Origin of the sequence: Streptomyces sp. NPDC093510 (assembly GCF_040683555.1) — a bacterium.
Classification (GTDB): domain Bacteria; phylum Actinomycetota; class Actinomycetes; order Streptomycetales; family Streptomycetaceae; genus Streptomyces.
Genome location: NZ_JBFBEE010000012.1, coordinates 184,429 through 207,369 on the forward strand (window position 1 = coordinate 184,429; position 22,941 = coordinate 207,369).

Consider the following 22,941-nt stretch of genomic DNA (forward strand, 5'->3'; position numbering starts at 1 on the left):
GGGGACAGGTCCTGTCGTGAGCGGGGCGCGGGGGCGCGGGCAGGCGGCCACCCGGCGGGGCCGTGCGGAGCGGCGGCCTGCCCGCCACGGCGGTCGGGGCCGGCGCCTCAGGTGGCCGCGGCGGCCCCGGATTCGATCTTCTGCTTGATGCCGGCCTGGTTCTCCTTGGTGTGCAGCTGCATCCGGTCGAGCACGGTCGCCAGCGGCACGTCGAACTTCTCGTCGAGTTCGAAGTCCTGGATCCAGGTCATCGAGGTCCCGCCGGGCACCGATGTGCAGGTCCACTTCAGATGCATGTAGCGGAAGGGGTAGAGCGGGTCGCGGCGCTCGGCGACCGCGGTCAGCTCCCGGTGGTCGAGCAGCCGCCAGGAGCGCCAGGTCGCTCCCTCCGCGTTGGCGAGCTCGAAGACGATCTCGGTCCAACGGCCCTCGTTCTCCTGCGAGATCACCTTGGCGTGGCTGTACTCGTTGAATATCTCCGACCAGCGCTCGATGTCGTTGGTGATGTCGAAGACCAGCTCGGGGGCCGCCTCGATGACGATGCTGTTCTCGATCCTCGGCATGGCGTCAGTCCTTCCTCGTGTTCGCGCCGGCGGACAGCATCTGGTCGACGCGGTCGACCAGATCGGCCACGGTCGTGAAACCGTCCTCGGTGTCCGCGTCGATGGAGATGTGGAAGTGCTCCTCCAGCGCGACCACGATCTCCACCAGCTCGGTCGAGTCGATGCCGAGGTCATTCGCCAGCCGCTTGTCGTGCGCCAGTTCCTCCTTCTGGAATCCGATGCCCTCCATGACGGAGACCACTTCCTGATGGATGTCCATGAACTCCCCTTATGTCTCGTCCGTGTTGTCCCCGACACCGAGGGCGGCGCCGACGGCGGCACCCTCGGAGATGTGCGTGCCGCCGGGTGCTCCCAGCGCCAGCGCGATCGCCACCGCCACCCCGGCCTCGTGCGCGATGCTCAGTCGAAACCCACCGAACCCGGCGAGGCGGAGGGCCGCCTGCGCCCGCCCGGACAGCCTGGGCAGCGGCTCACCCGACGCGGCACGGCCGATCTCAACCTCCAGCCAGCCGACGCCGCGGCCGTGCGGGCCGAGGGCCTTGCGCACCGCCTCCTTGGCCGCGAGCCGGCCTGCCATGCAGTACGTCCGGTAGCGCGGCGACGCGCCCTCGCACAGCGCCTGCTCGACGGGGGTGAACAGCCGGTCCCGCAGCGGCTGCCCGCGGCGCGCCACGATCGTGCCGAGCCGCTCGGCGTCGACCACGTCGATACCCACCGCAAGAGCGCTCCCCTCACCCCCGAGCGCGCTCAGCGCGGTCAACGCCGCAGCAGCAGACATGCGTTGACCCCTCCCAGGCCGCGGGAGACCACCAGGGTGTGCTCCCAGTCCCGTACCGGCCGTGCCGAGCCCCGTACGAGATCGAGGTCGACCCCCGGCGCGGGCCGGTCCAGATTGACGGTGGGCGGCACCAGGCCGTCGCGCATGCCGTACAGAGCGAGCGCCGCGTCGGCGGGGGCGGCCGCGCCGAGGAGGTGACCGAAGCCCGACTTGGGCACGGTGAAGGGAAGCCGCTCCGCGACGGAACCGAACGCCTCGCGCAGCGCGTACGCCTCGGTGACGTCCTCGAAGGGAATGGCCGAGCCGTGTCCGAGGACCGCGCCGAGCTCCCCGCCGGTGATGCCGGCGCGCTCGGTGGCGGCGCGCATGGCGCGGCCGAGCACCTGTCCGGTCGGCTCGACGGTGTAGTACGGCATGTAGCCGTCGCTGCTCACGCCCCAGCCGGCCAGCTCCCCGTGGATGACGGCGCCGCGCCGTTCGGCGTGCTCCCTGCGCTCGAGCACCAGGAAGACGGAGCCTTCGGCGAACACGCTGCCGGTGTGCCCGGCGTCGAAGGGCCGGTACAGCTCGTGCGGGGCGAGCGTGGCCCGGGGCTTGGCGTTGAGCCCACTGGTCTCCAGGCACAGCCAGCCGTACGGCGACAGCGGCGCCTCGACCCCGCCCGCGAGCACCACGTCGGCCCTGCCGCGCAACAGCGCCTCGGCGCCGCCGATCAGGGCGTACGCCCCACTCGCCCGGTCGGCGACGAAGGTGCGGGCCGGACCCTTGATGCCCTGGTCGATGCAGATGTTGCCCTGCGGGGCCGCCGGGAACCAGGCCGTGGCCTGGTAAGGGCTGACCGCGCGCGGGCCGTCGGTCCACAGCTTGCGCAGCTCACGCTCCGCGAACTCCCAGCCGCCCAGCACGTTTCCGACCATCACGCCGGTGCGCTCCGGCGCCACCTCCTCGCCGATGCGCACTCCGGCCCCGGCCAGTGCCTGGCGTACCGCGTGCACGGCGAGGTGGGTGAAGCGGTCGGTGCGCTTGACGAACCGGGACGGCAGTTCGGCGAGTGCGTCGAAGTCCGCCTGACCCGCGACCGGGCAGGCGTAGTCCGAGGCGTCGAAGCGGTCGATGGTGGTGAGCTGCGCGACTCCGTCGCGGGCGCTCTGCCACAGGGGTTCCATTCCGGTGCCCGCGGGGGTCACCGCGCCGACCCCGGTGATGACGACACTCATCGCGACGCTCCTTCCCGCACGGCACGGGCGATCATCGCGGCGTGCAGCCCGGCGAATCCGCTGGCATCCTTGAGGATCACCTCGCCGGTCCAGGGCCGACCGGTGCCCGGCACATAGTCGAGGTCGCAACTGGGGTCGGGCGTCTCGTAGTTGGCCGTGGGGTGGACGAAGGAGCGCTCGCAGGCCAGCGCGCAGAGCACGATCTCCATGGCACTCGCCGCGGCGAGCGCGTGGCCCAGCATGGACTTCGCCGAGTTCACCGGCACCTCTCGGGCACGGTCGCCGAGGGCGAGCTTGAGCGCGCTGGTCTCACACGTGTCGTTCTGCGGGGTGGAGCTGCCGTGCGAGCTGACGTGGTCGATGTCCGCGGGGGTGAGCCCGGACCGCTCGATGGTCTGGGTCATGGCACGGGTCAGGTCGGCGCCGTCGGAGAGCAGGTCGGTCATGTGCACGGCGTTGGACGTGTGCGAGAAGGCGTTGATCTCCATGTAGGGGGTGGCGCCGCGGCGCAGCGCGTGCTCGCGCTCCTCGAGGACGACGACACCGCAGCCCTCACCAAGCACGAAACCGTCGCGTCCCGCGTCATAGGGGCGCGAGGCCGCCTCGGGCCGGTCCTTGTAGGCGCGCGAAAGACAGTTGATGATCTCGAAGGAGGCCACCGTCACCGGGGTGATGGGGGCCTCGCTGGCTCCGGCGATCATCACGTCCGCCTCGCCGTACTGGATCGCCTCCACGGCGTGACCGACGGCGTCGATTCCGCCGATGCATCCGGTGGACAGCGTCACACACGGACCCTGGGTGCCGAGCAGGGCCGAGAGGATCACACCCGGGGTGTTCGACATGGACGCGAGATACAGGTCGCGGCCCGCCTTGGCGGGGTCGATGGGCTTGCGGCCCCGGTCGGTGACCGCGAGGAACTCCTGCTCCATTTTGGGGGTGCCGCAGATGGCGGTGGACAGGGAGATGCCGGTCCGCTCGGCGGCGTAGTCGCCGGTTTCGAGCCCGGCGTCCCCCATCGCCTGGAGCGCCGCGGCGACCGCGAACTGCACATACCTGTCGAGCCGCTGCACCTCGGCCGGCAGCGCCGGCACCTGGTCCTCGAATCCGGGTACTTCTGCCACCGCGTCGGATACGAAGTCGAATTCCCCGAACAGATCGGAACTCGTGATGTCCGACAGGGATTTGGTGACGCTCTTCCCTGCCGAAACGGTTTCCCAGAGGGCTTCTTTTCCTATTCCAGCCGGGCTGATGACGCCGAGCCCGGTGACGACCACTTCTCGCATGACTACCGCCTTTCACCTGTCAGTGCCGTCACAAGACCCCGTGTCACGGACTCTTTCGCCGTCACGCCTGATTTCTCCATCCGCGTGAGATATTCATCCGGTTCCGGTAGACCGCCTTCCGTGGTGTTCACCAGCAGGCTGAGATCGAGCATCGACCGGGAGAGCGTCGGCTCCCCGGGCGCCGACCGCATGACGTCGGCAAGGAGCAGGGTTCCGCCGGGTCGCAGCACCCGGGCGCACTCCTGGATGAGCCGTTCGGTGGTCGCGGGCCCCGCGAAGCGCCCCGCGTGAGCCATCACCACGGTGTCGAACGAGGCGTCGGGAAACGGCGGCCGGTCGAAGTCGGCCGGCACGAAGTCGAAGCGGTCAAGGAGGCCCAGCTCCTCCACCCGTGCCCGGGCTCCCACCAGAAGCGCCGGATCGTCGTGGGCCGTCACCCGCGCCGACGGGTCCGACACGGCCAGGGCGATGCCCCATTCCCCGCCGCCCGCGGTGAGGTCGAGGACCCGGCCGACCGGGGCCGGCCGCAGTGCCTCGACCACGGCCGTGGCGGCGCGTGCCGCCGGCGCGAAGGCGCCGCCGAACATCCCGCGGTGGCTGCCACGGGCCCCTGGTTCGCCCAGGTCGCCGCCGCGCCGACCGCTCCGTACCAGGTCGGTGAGGCCGCCCCAGCGGTCCCACTGCGCCAGTACCTCGGCGAAGTGGTCCCCGAGGAATCCCGGGCCGCCCTCGACCAGACAGGCCCGGGAGAGCTCGGTGACCTCCCGGCCGGTCGTGTCGTCACCGGCGACCAGACCCAGTTCCGTGAGCGCGTCCAGCAGCCTGCGCACCGCCTCACCGTCGCAGCGCAGCGCCCCGGCGAGCGCCGCGGAGGTGCGGGGGGCGCGAGCCAGTTCGCCGAAGACGCCGAGTTCCAGGGCGGTGGAGAGCACCCTGGCGCGTGCGAACCCGAAGTTGAGGGCGAGCAGCGGAGCGGGGTCGGGGCCTTTGAGGACCGTGGGCAGGTCGTACGAGGGGATGTTCTTCGGCACCGGGAGCTCCCTACTTGGTGGCGACGACCAGCCCGGAGAGGAGCGAGACATTGCTGGTCCGGACATCCCGGAAGCCCGCGTCCCGCACCCAGCCGAGGATGTCCTCGCTGTCGCGGACCTCGCCCTCCTCGGTGTTGACCAGGAGGATCAGGCCGAACATGTACGGGAAGAGACCGGTGGCCAGCGACGGCATGTGGGCGTGCACCAGCAGCCGCCCGCCTGCCGGCAGGTGCTCGTGGATCCGCCTGATCAGATGCCCGGCGCGCTCCGGCCCGTACCCGTCGAGCACGTGCGAGAGCAGGACGGCGTCACTTGCGGGCCACGGGTCGCTCATGATGTCCGTCGGCCGGACCTCCACCTGGTCCGCGACGCCCGCCTCGGCCACATTGGCCTCGGTCAGCTCGCACACCGCGGGATAGTCGAGGGAGGTGACCCGCAGCTGCGGGTGGTGCTTGGCCAGCGCGATGGAGTAGTCGCCCGAGCCGCAGCCCAGGTCGATGATGTTCCGTACCCCGTCGAGGGGCACCGCGGAGGCGAGCTTGTCGGCCTGGAGCCGGGAACTCACCCGCATGGCCTGGATCAGCCGGCCGGTTCCCTCGCGGCCTTCGCCGGCCGCCGCACCCTGGTCGCGGTAACCCTCCTTGAGGACACGCTGGTTGAGCGAGGCGTTCTCGCGCACCGCCTCCCCGAGACGGTCGAAGTGGCCGAAGTGCTTGTTCTGGTGCTCGGCGAAGCCGCCCATGTACTCGGGCCGGCCCGCGACCAGGAAGCGGGCGGCCTCCGGGGTGTTGCGGTAGCGAGCGTCCTCGCGCGACACCAGGTCGAGCCCGGTGAGCGCGACCAACAGGGCGCGGGTGGGACGGTGCTGGAGTTCGAGCTCCGCCGCCAGCTCCTCCACGGTCCGCGGGCTCTTCTCAAGGGCTTCGAAGACGCCCAGTTCGAGTGCGGTGAACACCGCCTTGGACTGGAGGTAGGCGGTCAGGATCGTGTGGACCCGGGAGGAGTCCTGCTCGGCGGGGGCGTCGGACGTGCTCACTTGCCCTCCAGAAGCTTCGTGTACGCGGGGAGCTGCGTGTACTCGTACGGGTCCTCGGAGAGGAAGACGTTGCGCACCGGCGGCCGTTCCGTGGGCGCCACCACCAAGAACCGGCATGTCTGGTCGGGGCCCGTGACGAAACCGTGGGGCTCGTTCCGGGGAATGAAGATGGCGTCGCCCGGGCCCACCTGCTCGGTCTTGCCCTGGTCGGGCATGACGAGCCCCATCGAGCCCTCGATGACGTAGATCTCGTGCTCCCACTCGTGGAAGTGCGGCGGCGTGGAGCCGTTCGGCGCCACCTCGAATTCCGTGAGGACGAACCGGTCCGCACCGTCAGGTGTGTCGATGAGTTTGCGGTGGGTGGTTTCCTTCGCTCCCGGCTCCCGTACGATCTCCGCCTTTACCGCGGTCCTGTGCACGCGCTTCATTTGCTGCCTTTCCGTCAGGTGATTGCCCATCGGGTCGGTGCCGCACATGAATCTAGGGCAGTACCGCTCGCAGTTTCGATGGGCGCGGATCACGGCCGACGCGGGACAAATGACCGGGCACACCCGGGACGACCGCCCACATACAGGGACAGGCGCCCGATACGACTGTGACGGCCGGGACCATTGCCGAAATCCGCCCTGCGCAGCCGCTCCGCATTCCTCTACTCTTCGAGAAATAAACAGCAGTTGAATTCAATGCAGTGGAGGTCGAAGTGCCCGACCGCACGCCCAGAGGCCCCACGAAGGAGCGCATCGTGGACGCGGCCCGCCAGGAGCTCGCCCGGCACGGCTACGACGGAATGACACTGCGCGGCGTCGCCCGCCGGGCCCAGGTGGACACCCGCCTGGTGAGCCACTACTTCCACGGAAAGGACCGGCTCTGCGCCGAGGCCATCCGGCTTCCCTGCGCCACGGCCGCGCCCGGCCCGCGCGACATGGGGGAGCCGGGGTCGCCGGCCGGCCCCCGTATCGCCCACGCCCTCCTGCGCAGTTGGACCGCGGACCCTCCGGTCGGCCGTGCGGTGGTCGCCGCGGCGCTCACCCACGAGCGCTCCGCGGCACTGCTCCGCTCGTTCCTCACCGGGCTCGTCGACGACCTGTTGGGGTCGGCGCAGCTGCGACACCGGGAGTCGCGGATCGCCATGACGGTCAGCCAACTGCTCGGCCTCGCCCTGTTGTCCTGCACGGGAGCCGAGATGCTCGATCCGCCGGCGCCGCAGGTCTCCGGGGCGCTCGCCGACTACCTGCTCGTGCTGCTGAGGGAGCCGCTGCCATGAGCGGCGCTCCGTCGGGGCGCCTGGGCAGACGGCCTGGCGCGGGCAGCGCCCGTGGACAGATCCTGCGGGCGGCCCAGGTCAAGTTCGCCGAACGCGGTTACGAAGGCACCACGATCCGGTCGATCGCCCGCGAGGCCGGTGTGGACGCTTCGTTGATCCACCATTTCTTCGGCACGAAGGAGGGCGTCTTCTCGGCCGCGATGAGCCGGGCACTGCATCCGGCCGAGATCGGGCCCGAGGTGCTCGCGGGCGCACCGGAAGGCCTCGGCGAGCGCGTCCTGCGCAGCTTCTTACAACAGTGGGAGACGGCGGAGCGGCGCGATCCCATGCTGGCGGTGATCCGGTCCGCGGTCTCCCACGAGGACGCCGCGCTCCAGCTGCGGCAGTTCATCACCACGGAGGTGCTCGGCACGCTCGCACGGTCCCTCCCCGGCACCGATGCGTCGGTGCGCGCCACGATGGTCGGCTCCCAGCTGATCGGCCTGGTCATGGTGCGCTACATCGTGCGGGTCGAGCCGCTCGCGTCGGCCTCCACGGAGACCCTGGTCGAGCTGTTCGCGCCCGTACTGGGGAGCTATCTCGCCGGGGACGGGTAGGGCCTTCCTCGGAGCCGTCCCGCGCGCATCGGAGCAGGGTGCCGACAAGGCGGGTGCTACCCGTGCTGCTCCGCGTAGTGCGCGCGGAGCAGGTCGATCCCCCAGTCGTGGCGCAGGTGGCGCCAGACCGAGTGGGCGTGGTCGCCGTTGTCCTGGGTGTTGTCGTACTCGATGAGGAAGTCGGGGGCTTGGACGCAGTAGTAGTGCAGGTCCCCCGGTGCCCGGCCGCCGGCCCATGCGAAGGTGAGGGCGTCCAGCCCCTGTGCCACGGTGTCGTCCCAGCACTGCCGTGCGTACGCTGTCGGCGCGCGGTCGAGGTAGCGGCGCACCAGGCGTTGCAGGAGACGGCGTTGACCTGGCGTCATGTCGCCGTGCGTGAGTCCGGTCGGCAGCCGGTCGGGGTCGGCGAACGGGTCGTCGCGGGTCAGGATGTCGTCCGGCGCCACGCTGTCGAAGACTGCGACCGCCCGCCGATCGGGGTCGAGGTCCGTGACCAGTTCCCTGGCCAGGTCCTCCTCTGGCCCCAGCAGCCGACGGCCAGCCTGCGGGCCCTGTGTGACGCGCGCCGGCTCCGAACCGATGAAGTGCGGGGTCACCCGGACGCCCGCGGCCGTGACGAGTACGTGTACTGCGAGGTGGTGGCCGTTCATCCGCCACGCCCAGGGTGCGTCGCCGTCCGGGTCGCCGAGGAGCCGCAGCCAGTAGCGGTCGGGGGCTCCTGCGGCACCGGCCATGGCGCGGCGGTGCCGCTCCACCTCGATCGCGCCACGGGCCAGCTCCGCTCCCGTCGTGCTGTGCGCCGCGGCGAGCAGCCCGTCCACCGCGGCGCGTTGGCCGACGTCGAGTCCCTCGGTGGACAGCCCCGGACGTGAACCCGGCAGGTACGTCCACTCGCGCAGTTCGGGCGCGTCCAGCCGGCCGGGGCCCGCACGCAACTCACGTACCTGCTCCGGTTCCAGGACGGCCAGGAACGCGTGCACCGCCTCCCGCATGTCCGCGGCCGTCGCCACCCAGGAATCCCCGTCCACCGTGTTTCCTCCGCCTCGCTCGACATGCGCGTACACGGGGCGGTGTCGCCCCTGCGACCCATGGTGCGTCATTCGGCGGCGAGGGGCCCTGATCCCCTTGATTCCGGTGGGCCGGGCATGATGTCCGGCACAGGGCGGCGATCCGTCGCCTCGGTCGAGGAACGTCCGAGAGGCGGAAGGCGTGTTCGTCCTGCTCATGTACGGCGCCCTGTTTGCCGCGCCCCTCTGGGCCATCGCGGTCGCGGTCAAACTGGTGTCGGTGGCCCTGCCCGGGCGCCGCCCGGACTGGGCGCGGGATCTGCTGTGCTGGAGCGCGGGCATGGCGGCGGCCGCGGCCGTCATCACCTACACGATCGGGCTCGGCGCGGTCCAGTGGGAGGCGAGCGAAGCCGAGTCGGGCGCGGGGTCGTCGCCTGCCGTTCCCTGCCGTTCGCTTGCGCCCGGCGCCCTCGACCGGCTCGCCGGGCATGAACCGTCCTACGTTCCGCTGGGCTTCGACTGTCTGCTGGACGACGGGAGCGTCGTCGCGGGAAGCGGGCCCTACACCTTGCTGAACGCCGTGGCGGCCGCCTTCGCCCTCGCGGCGGTGCTCGCGCTCATCGCGGTGGGTTTCGTGGACGAGTACCGCGCCAGGCCAGCCCGGCGAGGGCGTGCCACGGAGGGCGGGGGTGCGGGCAGCCTCTCGGCGTGACACGGATTGCGTCTCTCAGGCTTCCCGTGTGGGCAGCACCGAGATCTGGGAAAGACTGACGTGTCGCGGGCGCCCGACGGCGAAGGCGATGAGCTCGGCGACGGCGCCCCCGGACGGGATGCTCTCGATGGAGGCCACGACCTCCTGGACGGTGGCGCTGATGGCGGGAGAGGTGACTGAAGGCGGCCTTGGAGGCGGCGTACCCCGCGAAGCCGGGCAGGACGGCCTTGGCGGCGGCTGAGGAGATGTCGACCAGGTCCGCGTGGCCCCGCTCGGCCGCTGCCGCGAGCAGGTCGGGGTGCCGTTGACGAGCGGCGAACCAGGTGACAAGTAACCCGCCAGTAGCTTCGGATCGAAGGTGCGCTGCGCGAAAGGCAGCCTTGGTACTGGGGAGTTCGCGGCTAACGCCAAGCCGTTGATCATGGTCCGGTGGTAGTCCCGAGGGTGCTGACGCGACCTTGCCCGGCATGTCGAGGACGACCGGCAGCTCCGGGGTCGGGGCGCCCGGGTCGACGGGCGTGTGCTCGGGCAGGAGGTCGGCGACGACGGTGCGGATGGCACCGCGGCTGACGTCGTGCTCGCGGGCGAGGCTCGCGATGGACTGGCCGTCCAGGTACGCGGTGCGCACGTTGTCGGTCTTGCCGGCCGAGACGGCCGGGCGGCGCCCGTGGCCCCTCGTTGCCCTTGGTCTCGGCGGCCCGTAGTCCGTCGTAGGTCAGCTCCCGGTGGAGGTCGCGCTGGTGTTCGCCGGCGGTGGCGAGGGTCTGCGCCATGAACTTCACGGTGGACAGCAGCTGTCCGGTGCGGGGGTGGCGGGCGGTGAGGTCCATCGCGGAGAACGCCCCGAGATCGGTCCCGGGTCCGTCCGCGCGCCAACCGGAGGCGCTGTCGCCCTCCGCTACTCGGTGATACTGTGTAGTGGTACTCGGTACTACGCAGTACCGCTAGGTCGAGGAGGACTCGCGATGGACGACCTGACGGAGATGCTGAAGGGCACGCTCGAAGGGTGCGTGCTCGAAATCATCGGCAGCGAGGAAACCTACGGGTACGCCATCACTCGTCAGCTGAACGAGCTCGGCTTCGCCGACGTCGTCGAGGGGACGGTGTACACCATCTTGCTGCGACTGGAGAGGAACAAACTCGTCCAGGTGACGAAGCGACCGTCCGGGGTCGGTCCGCCGCGCAAGTTCTACTCGCTCAACGACGCCGGACGCGAGGAACTCGCGAAGTTCTGGGCGAAGTGGCAGTACGTCTCATCACGCATCGACAGGCTCAAGGAGGGCGGGAGATGAACTTCTGGGAGACCATCACGGGCAGCGATCTCACCAGGGATTGGAAGGCGTTCGAAGCGCGGGCCGAGGCCCTGCCGGACGACTACCGGGCGGCGTGGGGACAGATCATCGCCCACCTCTTCCCCTATGGGGACTTCACCGGCCGCAACCTGATGCCGATCCTCGACGGCGCCCTGGGGCTGCTCGAAGTAACGGCGGCGGACGGGCAGAGCGTCCACGAGGTGCTCGGCGACGACATCCCAGGCTTTTGCGCGGCGCTGGCCGGTGGGGAAGGGGCTCGAACCTACCGCGACCGGTGGCGCGAGCAGTTGAACAGGAACGTCGCAAGGAAACTGAGCCGGCTGGGAGGCTGACGTGGGCATCCAGGACATCATCGAGGGCAAGAAGCAGTGGCGGGCGCACGTGGCTCGGGTCAAGGCGCTCCCGCCGGATTACCAGATCGTCTACAAGGAGATGCAGAAGTACCTGTTCAAGGTCGGACCGGTCGACCTGCCTGACGGGCCCCTGCTCCCCGGGATCGTTGATTTCTTCGAGGAGGGCGTCGCCGCGGGCAAGGGGGTCCTGGAGCTCATCGGCACGGACGTCGCCGCGTTCTGCGACGACCTGGTCAAGGACTCTCCCACCTATGCGGACGCCTATCAGGAGTCCATCAGCGGGGAACCCGGCACGGCCGAGAAGTAGCATCCGTCACCTCTTGCGAGTGGGCGCAACCCGCCCGCGCGGTTCGTTCACCTCGGCGCAGCGCGAACAGGCGCGGGCCGACAGCCACCAGAAGCCGCCGCAAAACCTGTCCGCCGAGGTGGTCGAGCAGGCCGGCGAGACCTGGCTCAACCCTGCTGGCGCCCCCGTGAGTAGGTCTCCGATAGGTCTCCGACGGCGGGCCGCTCTACACCATTCCCCCAAGGACGACGCGGCTTACGCGTAATCACGGACGGCATTCAATCCGGGTTCCGAAACAGCTTCCACTCCCCGTGTGTCTTCAGCCTCCGAAAGGAAGTCGCCATGCCTTTATCTGTCATGCCCACATCCAGGCAGGGTGACGGTCATCCGTCGCCGACCGCCGTCTCCGCCGTCGGGCTACGCAAGTCGTACGACGGGAAGCTCGTCCTCGACGGTATTGATCTGCGTATCCCGGCCGGGTCTGTGTTCGCGCTGCTCGGCCCGAACGGCGCCGGCAAGACCACCGCCGTCAAGATCCTGTCCACGCTCATCACCGCCGACGCCGGTGACCTGCACGTCGGCGGGCACAACCTGGCCGCCGACCCACAGGCGGTCCGTGCCGCGATCGGTGTCACCGGGCAGTTCTCCGCCGTTGACGGCCTGATCACCGGCGAGGAGAACATGCTCCTCATGGCGGACCTGCACCACCTGTCCAAGAGCGAGGGGCGGCGGGTCGCCTCCGAACTCCTGGAGCGCTTCGACCTGATGGAGGCCGCGAAGAAGCCCGCCTCGACCTACTCCGGCGGTATGAAGCGCCGCCTCGACCTCGCGATGACGCTGGTCGGCAACCCGCGGATCATCTTCCTCGACGAGCCGACGACAGGGCTCGACCCACGATCCCGCCACAACATGTGGCAGATCATCCGCGGCCTCGTCTCCGACGGCGTCACCGTCTTCCTCACCACCCAGTACCTGGATGAGGCCGACGAACTCGCCGACCGCATCGCTGTGTTGAACGACGGCAGGATCGCCGCCGAAGGCACCGCCGAGGAGCTCAAGCGGCTCATCCCGGGCGGGCACATCCGGCTCCGCTTCACCGACTCGGCCGCGTACCAGTCCGCCGCTGACGCCCTGCGCGAGGCCACCCTCCCCCAAGCTCTCGGCTTCGCTCGAGCAGGGGGCACCCCCATCGATGAGGCACTGTCGCTGTCCATCCCCAGCGACGGCAGTCAGCGCGAACTGCGCTCCATCCTCGACTGGCTCGACTCCGCCGGAATCGAGGCGGACGAACTGACCGTCCATACCCCCGACCTCGACGACGTGTTCTTCGCCCTGACCGGCCCGGCCAATCTCCCCAACCAGTCCAAGGACACCGTCCGATGAGCTCCCTCTCTCTTGCTGTACGCGATTCGAACACGATGCTGCGCCGCAACCTCCTGCACGCATGGCGCTACCCGTCCGGGACCCTGAACCTGCTGCTCACGCCGATCATGATGCTGCTGCTCTTCGTCTACATCTTCGGCGATGTGATGAGCGCCGGCATCGGTGGCGGCGGCGCGGACCGCTCCGACTACATCGCCTATATCGTCCCCGGCCTGCTGCTGATGACCGTCGGCAGCACGGTGATCGGGGCCGCGGTGTCCGTCTGCGTGGACATGACCCAGGGCCTCACCGCCCGCTTTCGCACGATGGCGATCTACCGGGGCTCTCTGCTGGTTGGGCATGTCGTCGGCGGCGTGCTGCAGTGCGTGATGAGCGTGGTCCTCGTCGGCGCCGTCGGGGTGGCGATGGGCTTCCGGTCCACGGACGCCACGGCACTGGAGTGGATCGCGGCGTTCGGGCTGATCACGCTGTTCGCCCTGGCACTCACCTGGATCGCGGTCGGCATGGGCGCGGCCAGTCCGAACCCCGAGGCGGCCGGCAATATGGCTATGCCGCTGATCCTCCTGCCGCTCATCTCCAGCGCCTTCATCCCGGCCGGTACGATGCCGGGCTGGTTCCAGCCGATCGCCGAGTACCAGCCCTTCACCCCCGCCATCGAAACCCTCCGCGGCCTCCTCCTCGGCACCGAAATCGGCAACAACGGCTGGATCACGGTCGTCTGGTGTGTCGGCCTGATCGCGATCGGCTACCGCTGGTCGACGACGCAGTTCAACCGAGACCCGAAGTAATCGAGACGACCGCATCGGCCACCTCCCGCACTCCATCTCGCCCCATCCGCGTGCAGCTCCGGGCCCCCGTATGCCCGGCCGGTGGCGGGGCCGATCGCCATGGCCCTTGGCGGGCTGGCTCTGGCCCGATCTCGGCACACCGCAATGATGCACATCGGCCTGTGCCAGCTTCGCGTCGCCCCGGGCCCGGAGACCTTCACCCTGCACGTCTACGACGGCGGTCAGCACCTGCGCCACCCGCAGTTGCCCGGCCTGCCGCTGCCCAGGCCCTGACGGGGCCCGCAGGCTCCAGGCGTCCGGGCGGGAGCGCGTTGGCCCCGCCCGGGCGCCTGGTAGTTGGGCCGTACTTACCAGGTCTGATCGCCGTGCCGGGTCACTTCGCCGATACCCGCGCCCGCTGTACACCAGCCCCTCTGCCGTCCAGCCCGACAGGTGACCACGGGGCGTGCGGAAGGGGCTGTGACGTGGGGCGGGATCTGGGTCTGGACGGGGTGGTCGACCACTTCACCCTGTCCAGCGACGAGGCGGGCTGGTTACGGAACAAGACCGGTGCCACCAGGCGCGTCATGGGCTGCCGCCCGACGCCGGCGAGCACGTCGCCAAGCAGGTCGGCGTCGCCGCGGCCGAGCTGGGGTTCTACGTCTTCTCTCCCGCACCGCGAAGCGACACCGCAGCGAACTGCGAGACCTGACCGGCTGGCACGAGCGCACCACGACCGACCAGGTCAAGCTCACCTCGCAACCGGTGGACGTGATCTGGCACGACGAACGCCGCGAAGACCAGGTGCGGGCCGAGCTGACGCGGCAGATGCGCGAGGACCTGATCGAGCTGCCGACCCGATCATGCTCTCCCCTCACCCTCCCTCACCCCCACACTTGGCCGCTCACTTGGCGCCGCCGCTGTCCAGGCGGACGAGCATCTTGCCCATGCTCGCGCCGCTGAGGACGCCCAGGAACGCGGCCGGGGCGTGGTCGAGGCCGTGCACCACGGTCTGCTCGGTGTGCAGGGTGCCATCGGCCAGCCAGGCGGCGCCCTGCTTGATCCAGTCGGGGAAGAGGCGGAAGTACGAGTTCACCAGCAGGCCGCGCAGGCTGAGCTCCTTGGTGTACGCCTGGAAAAGGTTGGTCGGGCCCGGCACCGGGGCGGTGGCGTTGTACGCGCTGATCGCGCCGATCAAGGCGAAGCGGGCGCCGGGGCGGGCGGCGTCGATGGCCGCCTCCAGGTGGTCGCCGCCGACGTGGTCGAGGTAGATGTCGATGCCTTCGGGAGCCGCCTTCGCCAGCTGCTCGGCGATGGGGGCGGCCTTGTAGTCCAGGGCCGCATCGAAGCCGAAGTCGTCGAGCAGCTTGGCCGTCTTGGCCGGGCCGCCCGCCGAACCGATCACCCGCGCGGCGCCGAGGCGGCGGGCCAGCTGCCCGGCCACGCTGCCGACGGCGCCGGCCGCGGCGGAGACGAACACCACGTCGCCCTCCTGCACCGGCGCGACCTCGGTGACGGCGGCGTACGCCGTCAGACCGGTGGTTCCCAGCGCGCCCAGGTACGCCTCGGCAGGGGCGAGCGCCGTGTCGACCACGGAGACCGCGGCGGCGTCCAGCGCTGCGTACTCCCGCCACCCGGCGAAGTGCGACACCGTGGCACCGGCCGGGACCGCCGGCGCCCGGGAGGCGACGACCTCGCCCACCGCGCTGCCCTCGAGTGCGACGCCGAGCTGGAACGGCGGGATGTAGGAGGGGACGTCGGTCATCCGGCCGCGCATGTACGGGTCGACCGACATCCAGTCGTTGCGGACCAGGATCTCGCCGTCGGCCAGGTCCGCCGGTATGTCGGCGTGGACCAGGTCGAAGTTCTCGGCGCCGGGGGCGCCGGTGGGGCGCGAGGCCAGGCGGATCTCGCGGCTGGTGCGGGGGATGGAGGCGGGGGTGCGCGTAGGGGTGCTCATGAGTGGCTCCTTGAGGTAGTTCCGGGAGTTCCCCGCAGCAGCACGAAGGCGAGGGCAAGGGCCGCCGACACGAAACCGGCGGCGGTCAGGAAGGCCGCGTGATAGCCCTCGAGCAGCGCGGACCTGGCGGCCTCGCCGCCGGATCCGAAGCTGTCCGCGCTGCCCGCTTCGAGGCCGCTCGTACGGGCGGTGACGACCGCGCTCATCACGGCGAGGCCGATGGCGCCGCCGATCTGCTGCGTGGTGTTGAACAGGCCGGAGGCGATGCCGGACTCCTCGGGAGCGACAGCGGCCATGCCGAGCCCCATCATGGCGGGCGCGGCCAGGCCGAAACCCATGCCCATCAGCAGGGACGCGGGCAGGAAGTCCACCGCGTACGTGCCGTCCGCTCGGCTGAACGACAGCAGCACGAAGGCCGCCGTGATCAGGACGAGCCCCAGGTACAGCAGCGGCCGCTGCCCGAACTTCATGATCAGGCGGGCCGAGAGGCCGAGCGAGATCACCGCGATGACAGCGGCTACCGGCATGAAGCCGAGCCCCGCCGCGAGCGCGCTGTAGCCAAGCACCTGCTGCAGATACAGCGTCCCGAAGAACAGCAGCCCGAACATGCCTGCGATCACCATGAACTGCACGGCGTTCGCCGCGGTCAGCCGCCGCGAGCGGAACAGCCGCAGCGGCAGCAGCGGCTGCTCGGCGCGGGCCTGCCGTACGACGAATCCGGCGAGCAGCGCGAAGGCGAGCACGCCGAGCAGCAGGGTCCGGGCGGAGGCCCAGCCGGCCTGCTCGGCGTCGACGATGGTGTAGACGAGCAGCATCATGCCGGCCGTGGCCAGGGCGGCACCGAGGAAGTCGGTGCCCTTGTCCAGGCCCTGTGACTCGTCCTTACGGATCGCACGAAGGCCGAGGGCGATGACCGCCGCGCCGATCGGTGCGTTGATGAAGAAGATCCAGTGCCAGCTGAGCAGGTCGGTCAGGACGCCGCCGAGCAGTGGCCCGACCGTGCCGCCGCCCGCCGAGGCGAAGCTGTAGGCGCCGATGGCCTGGGCTTGCCGGCGCGCGTCGGTGAACTGGGTCGCCACCATGCCGAGAATGCAGGCCGAGGCGATCGCGCCGCCGACGCCTTGCAGGAACCGGAAGCCGATCAGCGTGGCCTCGCTGGTCGCGAATCCGCACAGCAGCGAGGCCGCGCTGAAGAGTGCGACGCCGACGAGGAAGACCCGCCTGCGCCCGATCAGGTCACCGAGTCGGCCGGCGAGCATCAGCAGCCCGCCGAACGGGACGACGTAGGCGTTGACCACCCAGACCAGGTTCTCCGCGGAGAAGCCGAGGCCGCGCTGCACGGCCGGGAGGGCGACATTGACGATGTTCTGGTCGATGACGATCATCACTTGCCCGATGCAGAGCACGGTGATCGTCAGCCAGGGCGATGTGGCTCGCGGCCGCTCGGCCACGGCCTTCGCGGTGACCGCCCGCCCGGTCATGGTCTGCCCGTGAAGGTACGGACGTAGTGCTCGGCGATCTCGTCGCTGGTGGCCGTCCACACGCCCGGGTGGTTCACGACGTATTCCAGCGCCTGGTCGAGGTACTTGGTCCGGAACGCCTGACCGATGACGAACGGATGCAGCGCCAGCGCCATCACCCGGCCGCCGGCGGCCGAATCGTCGTACAGCTGGTCGACCTGGTCCTTGACCAGCTGCACGAAATCGGGCCCGGTCATGCCGTGCATGGTGAAGAGTCCGAGGTCGTTGAGCTCGACCGAGTACGGCACGCTCAGCATGCCAGGGATGTTCAGCGGGTACGGCTGATCGTCATTGGTCCAGTCGAGCACGTAACCGAGGCCGAGCTCGGCAAGCAGCGCCGGCGTCCGGAAGGTCTCGGTGAGCGCCGGGCCGAGCCAGCCGCGCGGCCGCTGCCCGGTGGCCTTCTCGATCGTCTCGACGACGCCGATGAGATAGCCGCGCTCGTCCTCCTCCGTCATCCCGGCCTGCAGGGTGGAGTTGTCGCGGCCGTGCGCGAGCCACGCCCAGTCACGGGCCAGGCCGGCCTCGACGATCTGCGGATAGTGCTCGCAGACAGCGGAGTTGAGCAGCGCGCTGGCGCGTACGCCGTGCCGGTCGAGGGCCTGCATGACGCGCCAGATACCCACCCGGACGCCGTATTCGCGCCAGCCGTGGTTCAGCGGGTCAGGGACGAGCGCGGCGGTTGCCTCGTTCAGACTGGTCGAGGGGGTGCCGAGCTGGAAGTGTTCGATGTTCAGCCCGACGTAGAACGCCACCCGGGCACCGCCGGGCCAGCTGAAGCGCTCCCGCTCGGTGATCGGACTGTAGTCGTAGAGCTCGTTGTCCATAGCCATGGCTTGAATGCTGTCTGCTGACGCCTGCCGGAACGAGAGCGACCTGACCTACGATCGGTGCGCGAAGCTCACCAGTTGGTTTCACGGGGCGGGGCACGGGGTGGTGATCAGCGATGCTGGAGCGGCATGAGATCGAGGCCTTTCTGGCCGTAGCCGAGGAGCTGCACTTCCGCCGCGCCACCGAGCGGCTCGGGCTCGCCCAGGGCCGGGTGAGCCAGATCGTCGGCCGGCTCGAACGCCGCCTGGGCGTCGCGCTCTTCGCCCGTACGAGCCGCAAGGTAACCCTGACCCCGGCGGGGCAGCGCCTGTACGACGGCCTGGCCCCGGCCCACCAGGAGATCCAGGAGGCGGTCGCGCAGGCACTGGCGACCGGCAAGGGCATCACCGGCACGCTGCGCGTGGGCTTCTCCTCGGCGTGGGCGGGCGACATGGTGCTGCGGACCGCCGAGGCCTTTCGCCGCACCCACCTCGGCTGCCTGGTCGAGATCCAGGAGATCCCGCTTTACGACACCTTCGGCCCGCTGCGCGCCGGCGTGGTGGATCTGCAGCTCACCGAGTTCCCGGTGGAGGAGCCCGACCTGGTGGCCGGCTCGGTGATCTTCTCGGAGACCCGGGCGATGATGGTGCCCGCAGACCACCCGTTCGCCCGGCGGGAGTCGGTCTCCGTGGAGGACCTGGCCCGCGCCCCGCTGATCGGCGTCACGGGCGACAGCCCGCCGTACTGGCGCGAGTACATCTGGCCCAGCAAGACGCCGCAGGGCAAGCCGATCCCCCGGGGCCCCACCTTCGTGTACTGGCTGGAAGTCCCCCCGCTCGTCGCCTCCGGCCGCGGCATCTCCGTCGCGGCGCTGCTCGCCGCCCGCTACCACGGCCGCCCCGGCCTCACCTACGTCCCGTTCTGCGACGCTCCGTCCATCGACTACGGCCTGATCTGGCGCCGCGACGGCTTCACGTCCCGGGTGCAGGCGTTCACGGACACGCTGTGCCGCATACGCGCGGGGCGGCCGTAGGGCCTCCTTTCGGATCTTGTCGGCCGGCACGGGGAGGTGTCATCCGGCACGCCGGTCACCCCCGGGGCCGGCCAAGTGCTGTGCCCGGCGAAGAAGAACGCCACCGGAACGATCGACCTCAGCCTCCGGCTGCAAGAACGCCTCAGCCCGCCGACCGACGACAAGCCGGAGACATACAGCGAAGGCGCCCCCTTCCGCCTCCACGACCGCGTCCAACAGATCCGCAACAACCCCCGCCGCGGTGACGACGGCGTCTTCATAGGCGCAGCGGCACGAGATCGAGGTGCTCCTGCGCGGCCAGGGTCACCCGGCCGCGGGAGGCTCCGTTGAAGCGGACCACGGGAGTCTTCCCCTTCGGTGCCCAGGTGCGTCCGCGGTGCGACGTTATCGAGACGGCTGCCTCGTCCTCGAAGACGAGCCAGGCCTTGAGCGTCGCCGCGGTGGCTTTGCCGACGGCCAGGTCTCCTTCGCCCAGCCCGCAACAGCCGCCTCGTTGCGCTCCACCGCCCGCCGGGCGGGCTGCTGGCACGACCGCCGTGGCGTCGCAGCAACTCCCACACTCCGCGAACAGACAGGTCCACGTCGAGAGTCGCAGAGATCAGCACGCTCACCCGGGACAGGGTCCACCGCTCGTTCGGCCAACCGTGGGACACCGCCCCACGTGTTCTTCTCGCCCCGCTCGAAGCCCTCGGCCGCCAGCACCCCCCGCACGTTCCCTGGCCACTTGCTCATGGGGCCTGAGCCCGCCCCCTTGCGCATACCGCATGACATCGGCGTAGCGCGAAGCACCCGCAGTGTCACCCCCCGACAACCCTCCGGAAAGGTCAGTAACAGGACACCGCGTCCCGCTCGGCCCTGGCTGCCCTCGCCCCCCTTGCGGCGCCTCAGCGCTGCGGTGCGGGGAACGCCACGGGGCTGCGCAGCCCCGAGCGTCCGACCGCGCGTACGCCGAAGAAGACGTTGTCCTTGGACAGGTCGACGGTGTGACGGGTGGCGTCGCCGACGTCGATCACATGGGTCCAGTCGGTGTCGGTCGTCTCGCGCCACACGACTTCGTAGCCGGTGAGACCGGCATCGGTGCCGCGCTCCCACACCAGCTCGGTCTCGTTGGTCAGCGCGGCGGTGAGGATCTTCGCGCCGCGCGGGGTGCCGGGAGCCTGGGCGAGGCTCCACAGGGCGGCGGCGTTGACGCGGGCGACGCGCGCGACGAACGGGAAGTCGCAGAACTCCGGCAGGTCCCCGTACTGCTTGCCGTCCACCACGCGGACGTCCTGGTGCTGGTGGGCGAAGTCCTCGGCGGGCTCGGTGAACCGGGCGGCGGGGTAGGCGCGTTCGAGGAAGGGGATGTGGTCTCCGCCGCGCAGGTAGCGGTCGCGGCGGTACACGACGCGCACCCGCATCCCGGTCGCGTCGTTCGCGGCCACGTCCTTCACGAAGCGGGCGAGCTGGCGGGCCGGCGAGTCGTTCTCGCCGCCCACCGAACGTCTGACGGCGGCCTCCTCCGGTGTTTCGGACGAGGGGACGCCCTCCGCGAAGAGGCGGATCGTGCGCGGGTCGCGGGTGCCGTCGTCGGCGGTGGAGCTGCCGACGATGTCATTGGTGAACATCCCCTGGACGTCGGCCTTGCGCTGCTTGAACCGCTCCGCCATGTGCGCCGCGCCGAACAGCCCCTGTTCCTCGCCCGCGACGGCCGCGAACACCAGCGTCGCGGCGACGCGCCGGGTCGCCATGACGCGCGCGAGCTCCATGACGAGGGCGACCCCGGAGGCATCGTCGTCGGCTCCGGGCGCGTCGCTCGTGAAGTCCATGACGTCACTGGCGCGCGAGTCGTAGTGCCCGGAGACGACGTACAGGCGGTCAGGGGATGCCGAACCGCGCAGTGTGGCCACGACGTTGGTGATGCGCGTCGGAGTGGGGATACGCGGGCCCGGTTCCTGGACGTACGACTGCAGCTCGACGGTCATCCGCCCGCCCGAGGGCCGTGCATGGCGCCGCAACTCGGCGAGAATCCAGTCGCGGGCGGCGCCGATACCGCGTACGGGGTCGTCCTGCGAGGACAGCGTGTGCCGGGTCCCGAACGCGGCGAGCCGTCGCACCGTCGCCTCGATGCGCCGGTGGTCGATCTCCCTCAGGATCGCGCGCAGTTCGCGCGGCGGTTCCTGGGACGTGGGCCCCGCGCCGTCACGCGCGACGGCGGGGCCCGTCTGCAGGCCGACGGCTCCGGCCGTGGTGGCGGCCGCGGCTGCGGTCAGGACGGTACGCCGGGAAGTGCCCGTCTGCTGAGACATGCGGCCCATAGTCATGGACACTCCAACTCGCCGCAAGGGTGGGGGGATACGGAACCCCCGCGGCGGGCGCCGGCCATCGACAGTGATGTCAGAGGCGTGTTCGGAGTCTTCGCATTGGTTACTCCCGTGCGGAGGCGGGGTCCCCCAAGAGGAGGACGAGGATGCCTCCCAGTGCGGCTACTGCCGCCGCTGCCAAGAACGCCAGCTGGTAGCCGGCAGCGAGAGCCGTCACATGGCTGCTCGAGGTCGTGGCGTCGCTCCGGGCGACGGCCACGGTGCTGAGACCGGCGACGGCGAACGTACCCGCCGTGTATTTGGCGGTCTCGAACGCTCCATAACCGGCCCCCTTGTCGGCGGGCGGCACATCCTTGCCCGCTGCCACATTGAAGGCGACAGCGCCGCAGACCGTGCCCAGTCCCAGGGCGACGAAGCCGGGAAGAACATGCGCGAGATATGTGCTGTCGGGAGAGGCGAAGGACAGCGTCAGCAAGCCGCCCGCGCTGACGAATTGGGCCACGGCAGCCACGACGGTCCATCGCATGCGCCGTAACAAGTGATGGGCCGCCACCGACCCGAACAGCACGACCAGGCCCAGAGGGCTGAACGCCAGCCCGGCGGTGAGAGCGCTGTACCCGAGCACTTGCTGCAGAAAGAGCAGGCCGACGAAAATGCTTCCCTGGTAGGCGAATTCGTTGGCCGGCATCGTGAGCATCGCGGTGCGCAGTGACGGAATACGCAGAGTCCCCCACCGCAGCAGCGGCGCCTTCGCCAGGCGTTCCCGGACGAGGAAGCCGACCAGGCAGCAGACCGACAGAGCAAAGGACGTGCCCGTCAGCGGGGCGAACACGCCGTGGCTCTCGACACCGGTCATGGCGAGCACGAGGAGCATGAACCCGGAAGTCGACAAGGCGGCTCCGGGCACGTCGAGCGCACGAGGAGCTTGCGGGGGCTTCACCGCGTCCAGCAGAGCAGGCACGCACAGGGCGGCGAGCAGCGCGACCGGCGCGGACAGCAGGAAGACGTAGCGCCATCCGAGTCCCTGGGTCACCACGCCTCCGATGACCGCGCCACCCGCTGCTCCCAGGCCTCCGGCCACGGCGACCGCTGCGAACAGGCGGTTGCGCTCGGCGGGGGTGGGGCGGGAGCTGATGACCGCGAAGGTGGTGGGGACCGCAAAGGCGGCACCGGCTCCTTGAACGGCTCGCCCGGCGAACAGCATCCAGGCGTGAGGAGCGAATCCGGAAAGGAGCAGGCCGGCGGCAAAGAGTGTCAGACCGATCGTCAGCATGCGGCGACGCCCGAACCGGTCGCCGCACCGGCCTCCCAGAAGGAGCATTCCGCCCAAGGGAAGGGAATAGGCGGTCAGTGCCCACTGGGCATGGACCTGGGCCAGAGAGAACTCGTGCTGGATCGCGGGAAGCGCCACCGTGACGACCAGCCCGTCGAACACGACAAGGAAGTTGGTGGCTGTCAGCAGAACGGCCAGGAAAGCCGTGTGCCGCTTTCTGAGCAGACCAGTGGCTGCCCCGGAAAGAGTCGTGGTGGGCCTTGTGTGCGTGCTCCTACTTGTATGCGTACGCCCTCCAGCCGCACGTCGCGGAATGCCTGACACCAGTGCCTCCGTGTCGAGTGCCTGACAGTAACCGGCTACCGCTGCGACGTACGCCTCAAACAGTTGCGTACGGAAAGTCTCTGCTCCACCACGACCGGCGCGCGGCACTCTGTCCGCGCGCCGGCCGCA

Annotated in this window: 26 protein-coding genes and 1 pseudogene; 11 read left to right on the forward strand and 16 right to left on the reverse strand. The window is 70.2% G+C overall.

Annotated features, from left to right (window positions below; genetic code table 11):
• Nucleotides 1-107: 107 nt before the first annotated feature.
• Genes AB0N81_RS21010 through AB0N81_RS21045 form a run of 8 tightly spaced genes read right to left on the reverse strand, consistent with a single transcriptional unit; the run spans nt 108 to nt 6,336 of the window.
• Nucleotides 108-563, reverse strand: coding sequence for an SRPBCC family protein (locus AB0N81_RS21010; protein ID WP_365360383.1), 456 nt, complete (start codon nt 561-563; stop codon nt 108-110).
• A 4-nt stretch (nt 564-567) separates the two neighbouring features.
• Entirely contained in the window at nt 568-822 is a 255-nt protein-coding gene (locus tag AB0N81_RS21015) for a phosphopantetheine-binding protein (RefSeq protein WP_365360385.1), read from the reverse strand.
• Nucleotides 823-831: 9 nt separating this feature from the next.
• The gene (locus AB0N81_RS21020) at nt 832-1,341 is read right to left on the reverse strand and encodes a holo-ACP synthase (RefSeq protein ID WP_365360386.1); all 510 of its coding nucleotides are present in this window, start codon (nt 1,339-1,341) and stop codon (nt 832-834) included.
• Nucleotides 1,320-2,558, reverse strand: coding sequence for a beta-ketoacyl-[acyl-carrier-protein] synthase family protein (locus AB0N81_RS21025; protein ID WP_365360388.1), 1,239 nt, complete (start codon nt 2,556-2,558; stop codon nt 1,320-1,322). Before AB0N81_RS21025 ends, AB0N81_RS21020 begins: the two co-directional genes overlap by 22 nt.
• The gene (locus AB0N81_RS21030) at nt 2,555-3,841 is read right to left on the reverse strand and encodes a beta-ketoacyl-[acyl-carrier-protein] synthase family protein (protein WP_365360390.1); all 1,287 of its coding nucleotides are present in this window, start codon (nt 3,839-3,841) and stop codon (nt 2,555-2,557) included. Before AB0N81_RS21030 ends, AB0N81_RS21025 begins: the two co-directional genes overlap by 4 nt.
• Before the next feature lie 2 nt (nt 3,842-3,843).
• The gene (locus tag AB0N81_RS21035; protein ID WP_365360392.1) at nt 3,844-4,872 is read right to left on the reverse strand and encodes a class I SAM-dependent methyltransferase; all 1,029 of its coding nucleotides are present in this window, start codon (nt 4,870-4,872) and stop codon (nt 3,844-3,846) included.
• Between the two features lie 10 nt (nt 4,873-4,882).
• Nucleotides 4,883-5,908, reverse strand: coding sequence for a methyltransferase (locus AB0N81_RS21040; RefSeq protein WP_365360393.1), 1,026 nt, complete (start codon nt 5,906-5,908; stop codon nt 4,883-4,885).
• Nucleotides 5,905-6,336: a cupin domain-containing protein gene (locus tag AB0N81_RS21045; protein ID WP_365360395.1), complete on the reverse strand. Its 432-nt coding sequence runs from the start codon at nt 6,334-6,336 to the stop codon at nt 5,905-5,907. Before AB0N81_RS21045 ends, AB0N81_RS21040 begins: the two co-directional genes overlap by 4 nt.
• A 272-nt stretch (nt 6,337-6,608) precedes the next feature.
• Here AB0N81_RS21045 and AB0N81_RS21050 point away from each other — a divergent pair, with 272 nt between their 5' ends.
• Both AB0N81_RS21050 and AB0N81_RS21055 read left to right on the forward strand, forming a co-directional pair.
• A complete protein-coding gene (locus AB0N81_RS21050) occupies nt 6,609-7,172 on the forward strand; it encodes a TetR family transcriptional regulator (protein ID WP_365360397.1) in 564 nt (187 codons plus the stop codon).
• Nucleotides 7,169-7,768, forward strand: coding sequence for a TetR family transcriptional regulator (locus tag AB0N81_RS21055; protein WP_365360400.1), 600 nt, complete (start codon nt 7,169-7,171; stop codon nt 7,766-7,768). The genes AB0N81_RS21050 and AB0N81_RS21055 overlap by 4 nt, the downstream gene beginning before the upstream one ends.
• Nucleotides 7,769-7,824: 56 nt before the next feature.
• Here the strand turns inward: AB0N81_RS21055 and AB0N81_RS21060 are convergent, their stop codons facing one another.
• A complete protein-coding gene (locus AB0N81_RS21060) occupies nt 7,825-8,796 on the reverse strand; it encodes a DUF3500 domain-containing protein (RefSeq protein ID WP_365360401.1) in 972 nt (323 codons plus the stop codon).
• A gap of 181 nt (nt 8,797-8,977) precedes the next feature.
• On the opposite strand from AB0N81_RS21060, the gene AB0N81_RS21065 reads away from it, so the two are divergent.
• From AB0N81_RS21065 to AB0N81_RS21100, 8 genes are all read left to right on the forward strand, one after another.
• Nucleotides 8,978-9,487 (forward strand): hypothetical protein, encoded by a 510-nt coding sequence (locus AB0N81_RS21065; RefSeq protein WP_365360402.1) that lies wholly within the window; start codon nt 8,978-8,980, stop codon nt 9,485-9,487.
• A gap of 88 nt (nt 9,488-9,575) precedes the next feature.
• Nucleotides 9,576-9,728, forward strand: coding sequence for a hypothetical protein (locus AB0N81_RS21070; protein ID WP_365360404.1), 153 nt, complete (start codon nt 9,576-9,578; stop codon nt 9,726-9,728).
• A 724-nt stretch (nt 9,729-10,452) separates the two neighbouring features.
• The gene (locus AB0N81_RS21075; RefSeq protein ID WP_365360406.1) at nt 10,453-10,779 is read left to right on the forward strand and encodes a PadR family transcriptional regulator; all 327 of its coding nucleotides are present in this window, start codon (nt 10,453-10,455) and stop codon (nt 10,777-10,779) included.
• Nucleotides 10,776-11,132 (forward strand): DUF1048 domain-containing protein, encoded by a 357-nt coding sequence (locus tag AB0N81_RS21080; protein ID WP_365360408.1) that lies wholly within the window; start codon nt 10,776-10,778, stop codon nt 11,130-11,132. The genes AB0N81_RS21075 and AB0N81_RS21080 overlap by 4 nt, the downstream gene beginning before the upstream one ends.
• Nucleotide 11,133: 1 nt before the next feature.
• Nucleotides 11,134-11,460 (forward strand): DUF1048 domain-containing protein, encoded by a 327-nt coding sequence (locus tag AB0N81_RS21085; RefSeq protein ID WP_365360410.1) that lies wholly within the window; start codon nt 11,134-11,136, stop codon nt 11,458-11,460.
• Between the two features lie 336 nt (nt 11,461-11,796).
• Nucleotides 11,797-12,822, forward strand: a complete 1,026-nt coding sequence (locus AB0N81_RS21090) for an ATP-binding cassette domain-containing protein (RefSeq protein ID WP_365360412.1) — start codon at nt 11,797-11,799, stop codon at nt 12,820-12,822.
• A complete protein-coding gene (locus tag AB0N81_RS21095) occupies nt 12,819-13,610 on the forward strand; it encodes an ABC transporter permease (protein WP_365360414.1) in 792 nt (263 codons plus the stop codon). Before AB0N81_RS21090 ends, AB0N81_RS21095 begins: the two co-directional genes overlap by 4 nt.
• A gap of 144 nt (nt 13,611-13,754) precedes the next feature.
• Nucleotides 13,755-13,883 carry a hypothetical protein gene (locus AB0N81_RS21100; RefSeq protein WP_365360644.1) on the forward strand — a complete coding sequence of 43 codons (129 nt, stop codon included), beginning with the start codon at nt 13,755-13,757 and terminating at the stop codon, nt 13,881-13,883.
• A 610-nt stretch (nt 13,884-14,493) separates the two neighbouring features.
• Here the strand turns inward: AB0N81_RS21100 and AB0N81_RS21105 are convergent.
• The 3 genes from AB0N81_RS21105 to AB0N81_RS21115 are packed head-to-tail and all read right to left on the reverse strand — an operon-like array spanning nt 14,494 to nt 17,902.
• Nucleotides 14,494-15,549: an NADP-dependent oxidoreductase gene (locus tag AB0N81_RS21105; protein WP_365360415.1), complete on the reverse strand. Its 1,056-nt coding sequence runs from the start codon at nt 15,547-15,549 to the stop codon at nt 14,494-14,496.
• The gene (locus AB0N81_RS21110) at nt 15,546-17,030 is read right to left on the reverse strand and encodes a DHA2 family efflux MFS transporter permease subunit (protein ID WP_365360417.1); all 1,485 of its coding nucleotides are present in this window, start codon (nt 17,028-17,030) and stop codon (nt 15,546-15,548) included. Before AB0N81_RS21110 ends, AB0N81_RS21105 begins: the two co-directional genes overlap by 4 nt.
• Nucleotides 17,027-17,902 (reverse strand): polysaccharide deacetylase family protein, encoded by an 876-nt coding sequence (locus tag AB0N81_RS21115; RefSeq protein WP_365360419.1) that lies wholly within the window; start codon nt 17,900-17,902, stop codon nt 17,027-17,029. Before AB0N81_RS21115 ends, AB0N81_RS21110 begins: the two co-directional genes overlap by 4 nt.
• A 113-nt stretch (nt 17,903-18,015) precedes the next feature.
• On the opposite strand from AB0N81_RS21115, the gene AB0N81_RS21120 reads away from it, so the two are divergent.
• A complete protein-coding gene (locus tag AB0N81_RS21120; RefSeq protein ID WP_365360421.1) occupies nt 18,016-18,912 on the forward strand; it encodes a LysR family transcriptional regulator in 897 nt (298 codons plus the stop codon).
• 256 nt (nt 18,913-19,168) lie between these two features.
• Here AB0N81_RS21120 and AB0N81_RS21125 read toward each other — a convergent pair whose 3' ends face one another.
• The 4 genes and pseudogenes from AB0N81_RS21125 to AB0N81_RS21140 all read right to left on the reverse strand — a co-directional run bounded on the left by AB0N81_RS21125 (nt 19,169) and on the right by AB0N81_RS21140 (nt 22,920).
• Nucleotides 19,169-19,441: a hypothetical protein gene (locus AB0N81_RS21125; protein ID WP_365360647.1), complete on the reverse strand. Its 273-nt coding sequence runs from the start codon at nt 19,439-19,441 to the stop codon at nt 19,169-19,171.
• A gap of 52 nt (nt 19,442-19,493) precedes the next feature.
• Nucleotides 19,494-19,565 (reverse strand): annotated as a pseudogene (locus AB0N81_RS21130) (hypothetical protein); the annotation flags it as partial.
• A gap of 231 nt (nt 19,566-19,796) precedes the next feature.
• Entirely contained in the window at nt 19,797-21,200 is a 1,404-nt protein-coding gene (locus AB0N81_RS21135; protein ID WP_365360423.1) for a M20/M25/M40 family metallo-hydrolase, read from the reverse strand.
• A gap of 118 nt (nt 21,201-21,318) precedes the next feature.
• On the reverse strand, nt 21,319-22,920 hold the full coding sequence (locus AB0N81_RS21140) for an MFS transporter (protein ID WP_365360425.1): 1,602 nt from the start codon (nt 22,918-22,920) through the stop codon (nt 21,319-21,321).
• Nucleotides 22,921-22,941 lie beyond the last annotated feature (21 nt).

Coding starts and splice junctions, on each gene's coding strand:
- AB0N81_RS21110 (WP_365360417.1), bottom strand. CDS start 17,030: ATGACCGGGCGGGCGGTCACCGCGAAGGCCGTGGCCGAGCGGCCGCGA.
- AB0N81_RS21135 (WP_365360423.1), bottom strand. CDS start 21,200: ATGTCTCAGCAGACGGGCACTTCCCGGCGTACCGTCCTGACCGCAGCC.
- AB0N81_RS21055 (WP_365360400.1), top strand. CDS start 7,169: ATGAGCGGCGCTCCGTCGGGGCGCCTGGGCAGACGGCCTGGCGCGGGC.
- AB0N81_RS21045 (WP_365360395.1), bottom strand. CDS start 6,336: ATGAAGCGCGTGCACAGGACCGCGGTAAAGGCGGAGATCGTACGGGAG.
- AB0N81_RS21015 (WP_365360385.1), bottom strand. CDS start 822: ATGGACATCCATCAGGAAGTGGTCTCCGTCATGGAGGGCATCGGATTC.
- AB0N81_RS21080 (WP_365360408.1), top strand. CDS start 10,776: ATGAACTTCTGGGAGACCATCACGGGCAGCGATCTCACCAGGGATTGG.
- AB0N81_RS21010 (WP_365360383.1), bottom strand. CDS start 563: ATGCCGAGGATCGAGAACAGCATCGTCATCGAGGCGGCCCCCGAGCTG.
- AB0N81_RS21090 (WP_365360412.1), top strand. CDS start 11,797: ATGCCCACATCCAGGCAGGGTGACGGTCATCCGTCGCCGACCGCCGTC.
- AB0N81_RS21030 (WP_365360390.1), bottom strand. CDS start 3,841: ATGCGAGAAGTGGTCGTCACCGGGCTCGGCGTCATCAGCCCGGCTGGA.
- AB0N81_RS21025 (WP_365360388.1), bottom strand. CDS start 2,558: ATGAGTGTCGTCATCACCGGGGTCGGCGCGGTGACCCCCGCGGGCACC.
- AB0N81_RS21095 (WP_365360414.1), top strand. CDS start 12,819: ATGAGCTCCCTCTCTCTTGCTGTACGCGATTCGAACACGATGCTGCGC.
- AB0N81_RS21075 (WP_365360406.1), top strand. CDS start 10,453: ATGGACGACCTGACGGAGATGCTGAAGGGCACGCTCGAAGGGTGCGTG.
- AB0N81_RS21020 (WP_365360386.1), bottom strand. CDS start 1,341: ATGTCTGCTGCTGCGGCGTTGACCGCGCTGAGCGCGCTCGGGGGTGAG.
- AB0N81_RS21070 (WP_365360404.1), top strand. CDS start 9,576: ATGAGCTCGGCGACGGCGCCCCCGGACGGGATGCTCTCGATGGAGGCC.
- AB0N81_RS21115 (WP_365360419.1), bottom strand. CDS start 17,902: ATGGCTATGGACAACGAGCTCTACGACTACAGTCCGATCACCGAGCGG.
- AB0N81_RS21120 (WP_365360421.1), top strand. CDS start 18,016: ATGCTGGAGCGGCATGAGATCGAGGCCTTTCTGGCCGTAGCCGAGGAG.
- AB0N81_RS21100 (WP_365360644.1), top strand. CDS start 13,755: ATGATGCACATCGGCCTGTGCCAGCTTCGCGTCGCCCCGGGCCCGGAG.
- AB0N81_RS21105 (WP_365360415.1), bottom strand. CDS start 15,549: ATGAGCACCCCTACGCGCACCCCCGCCTCCATCCCCCGCACCAGCCGC.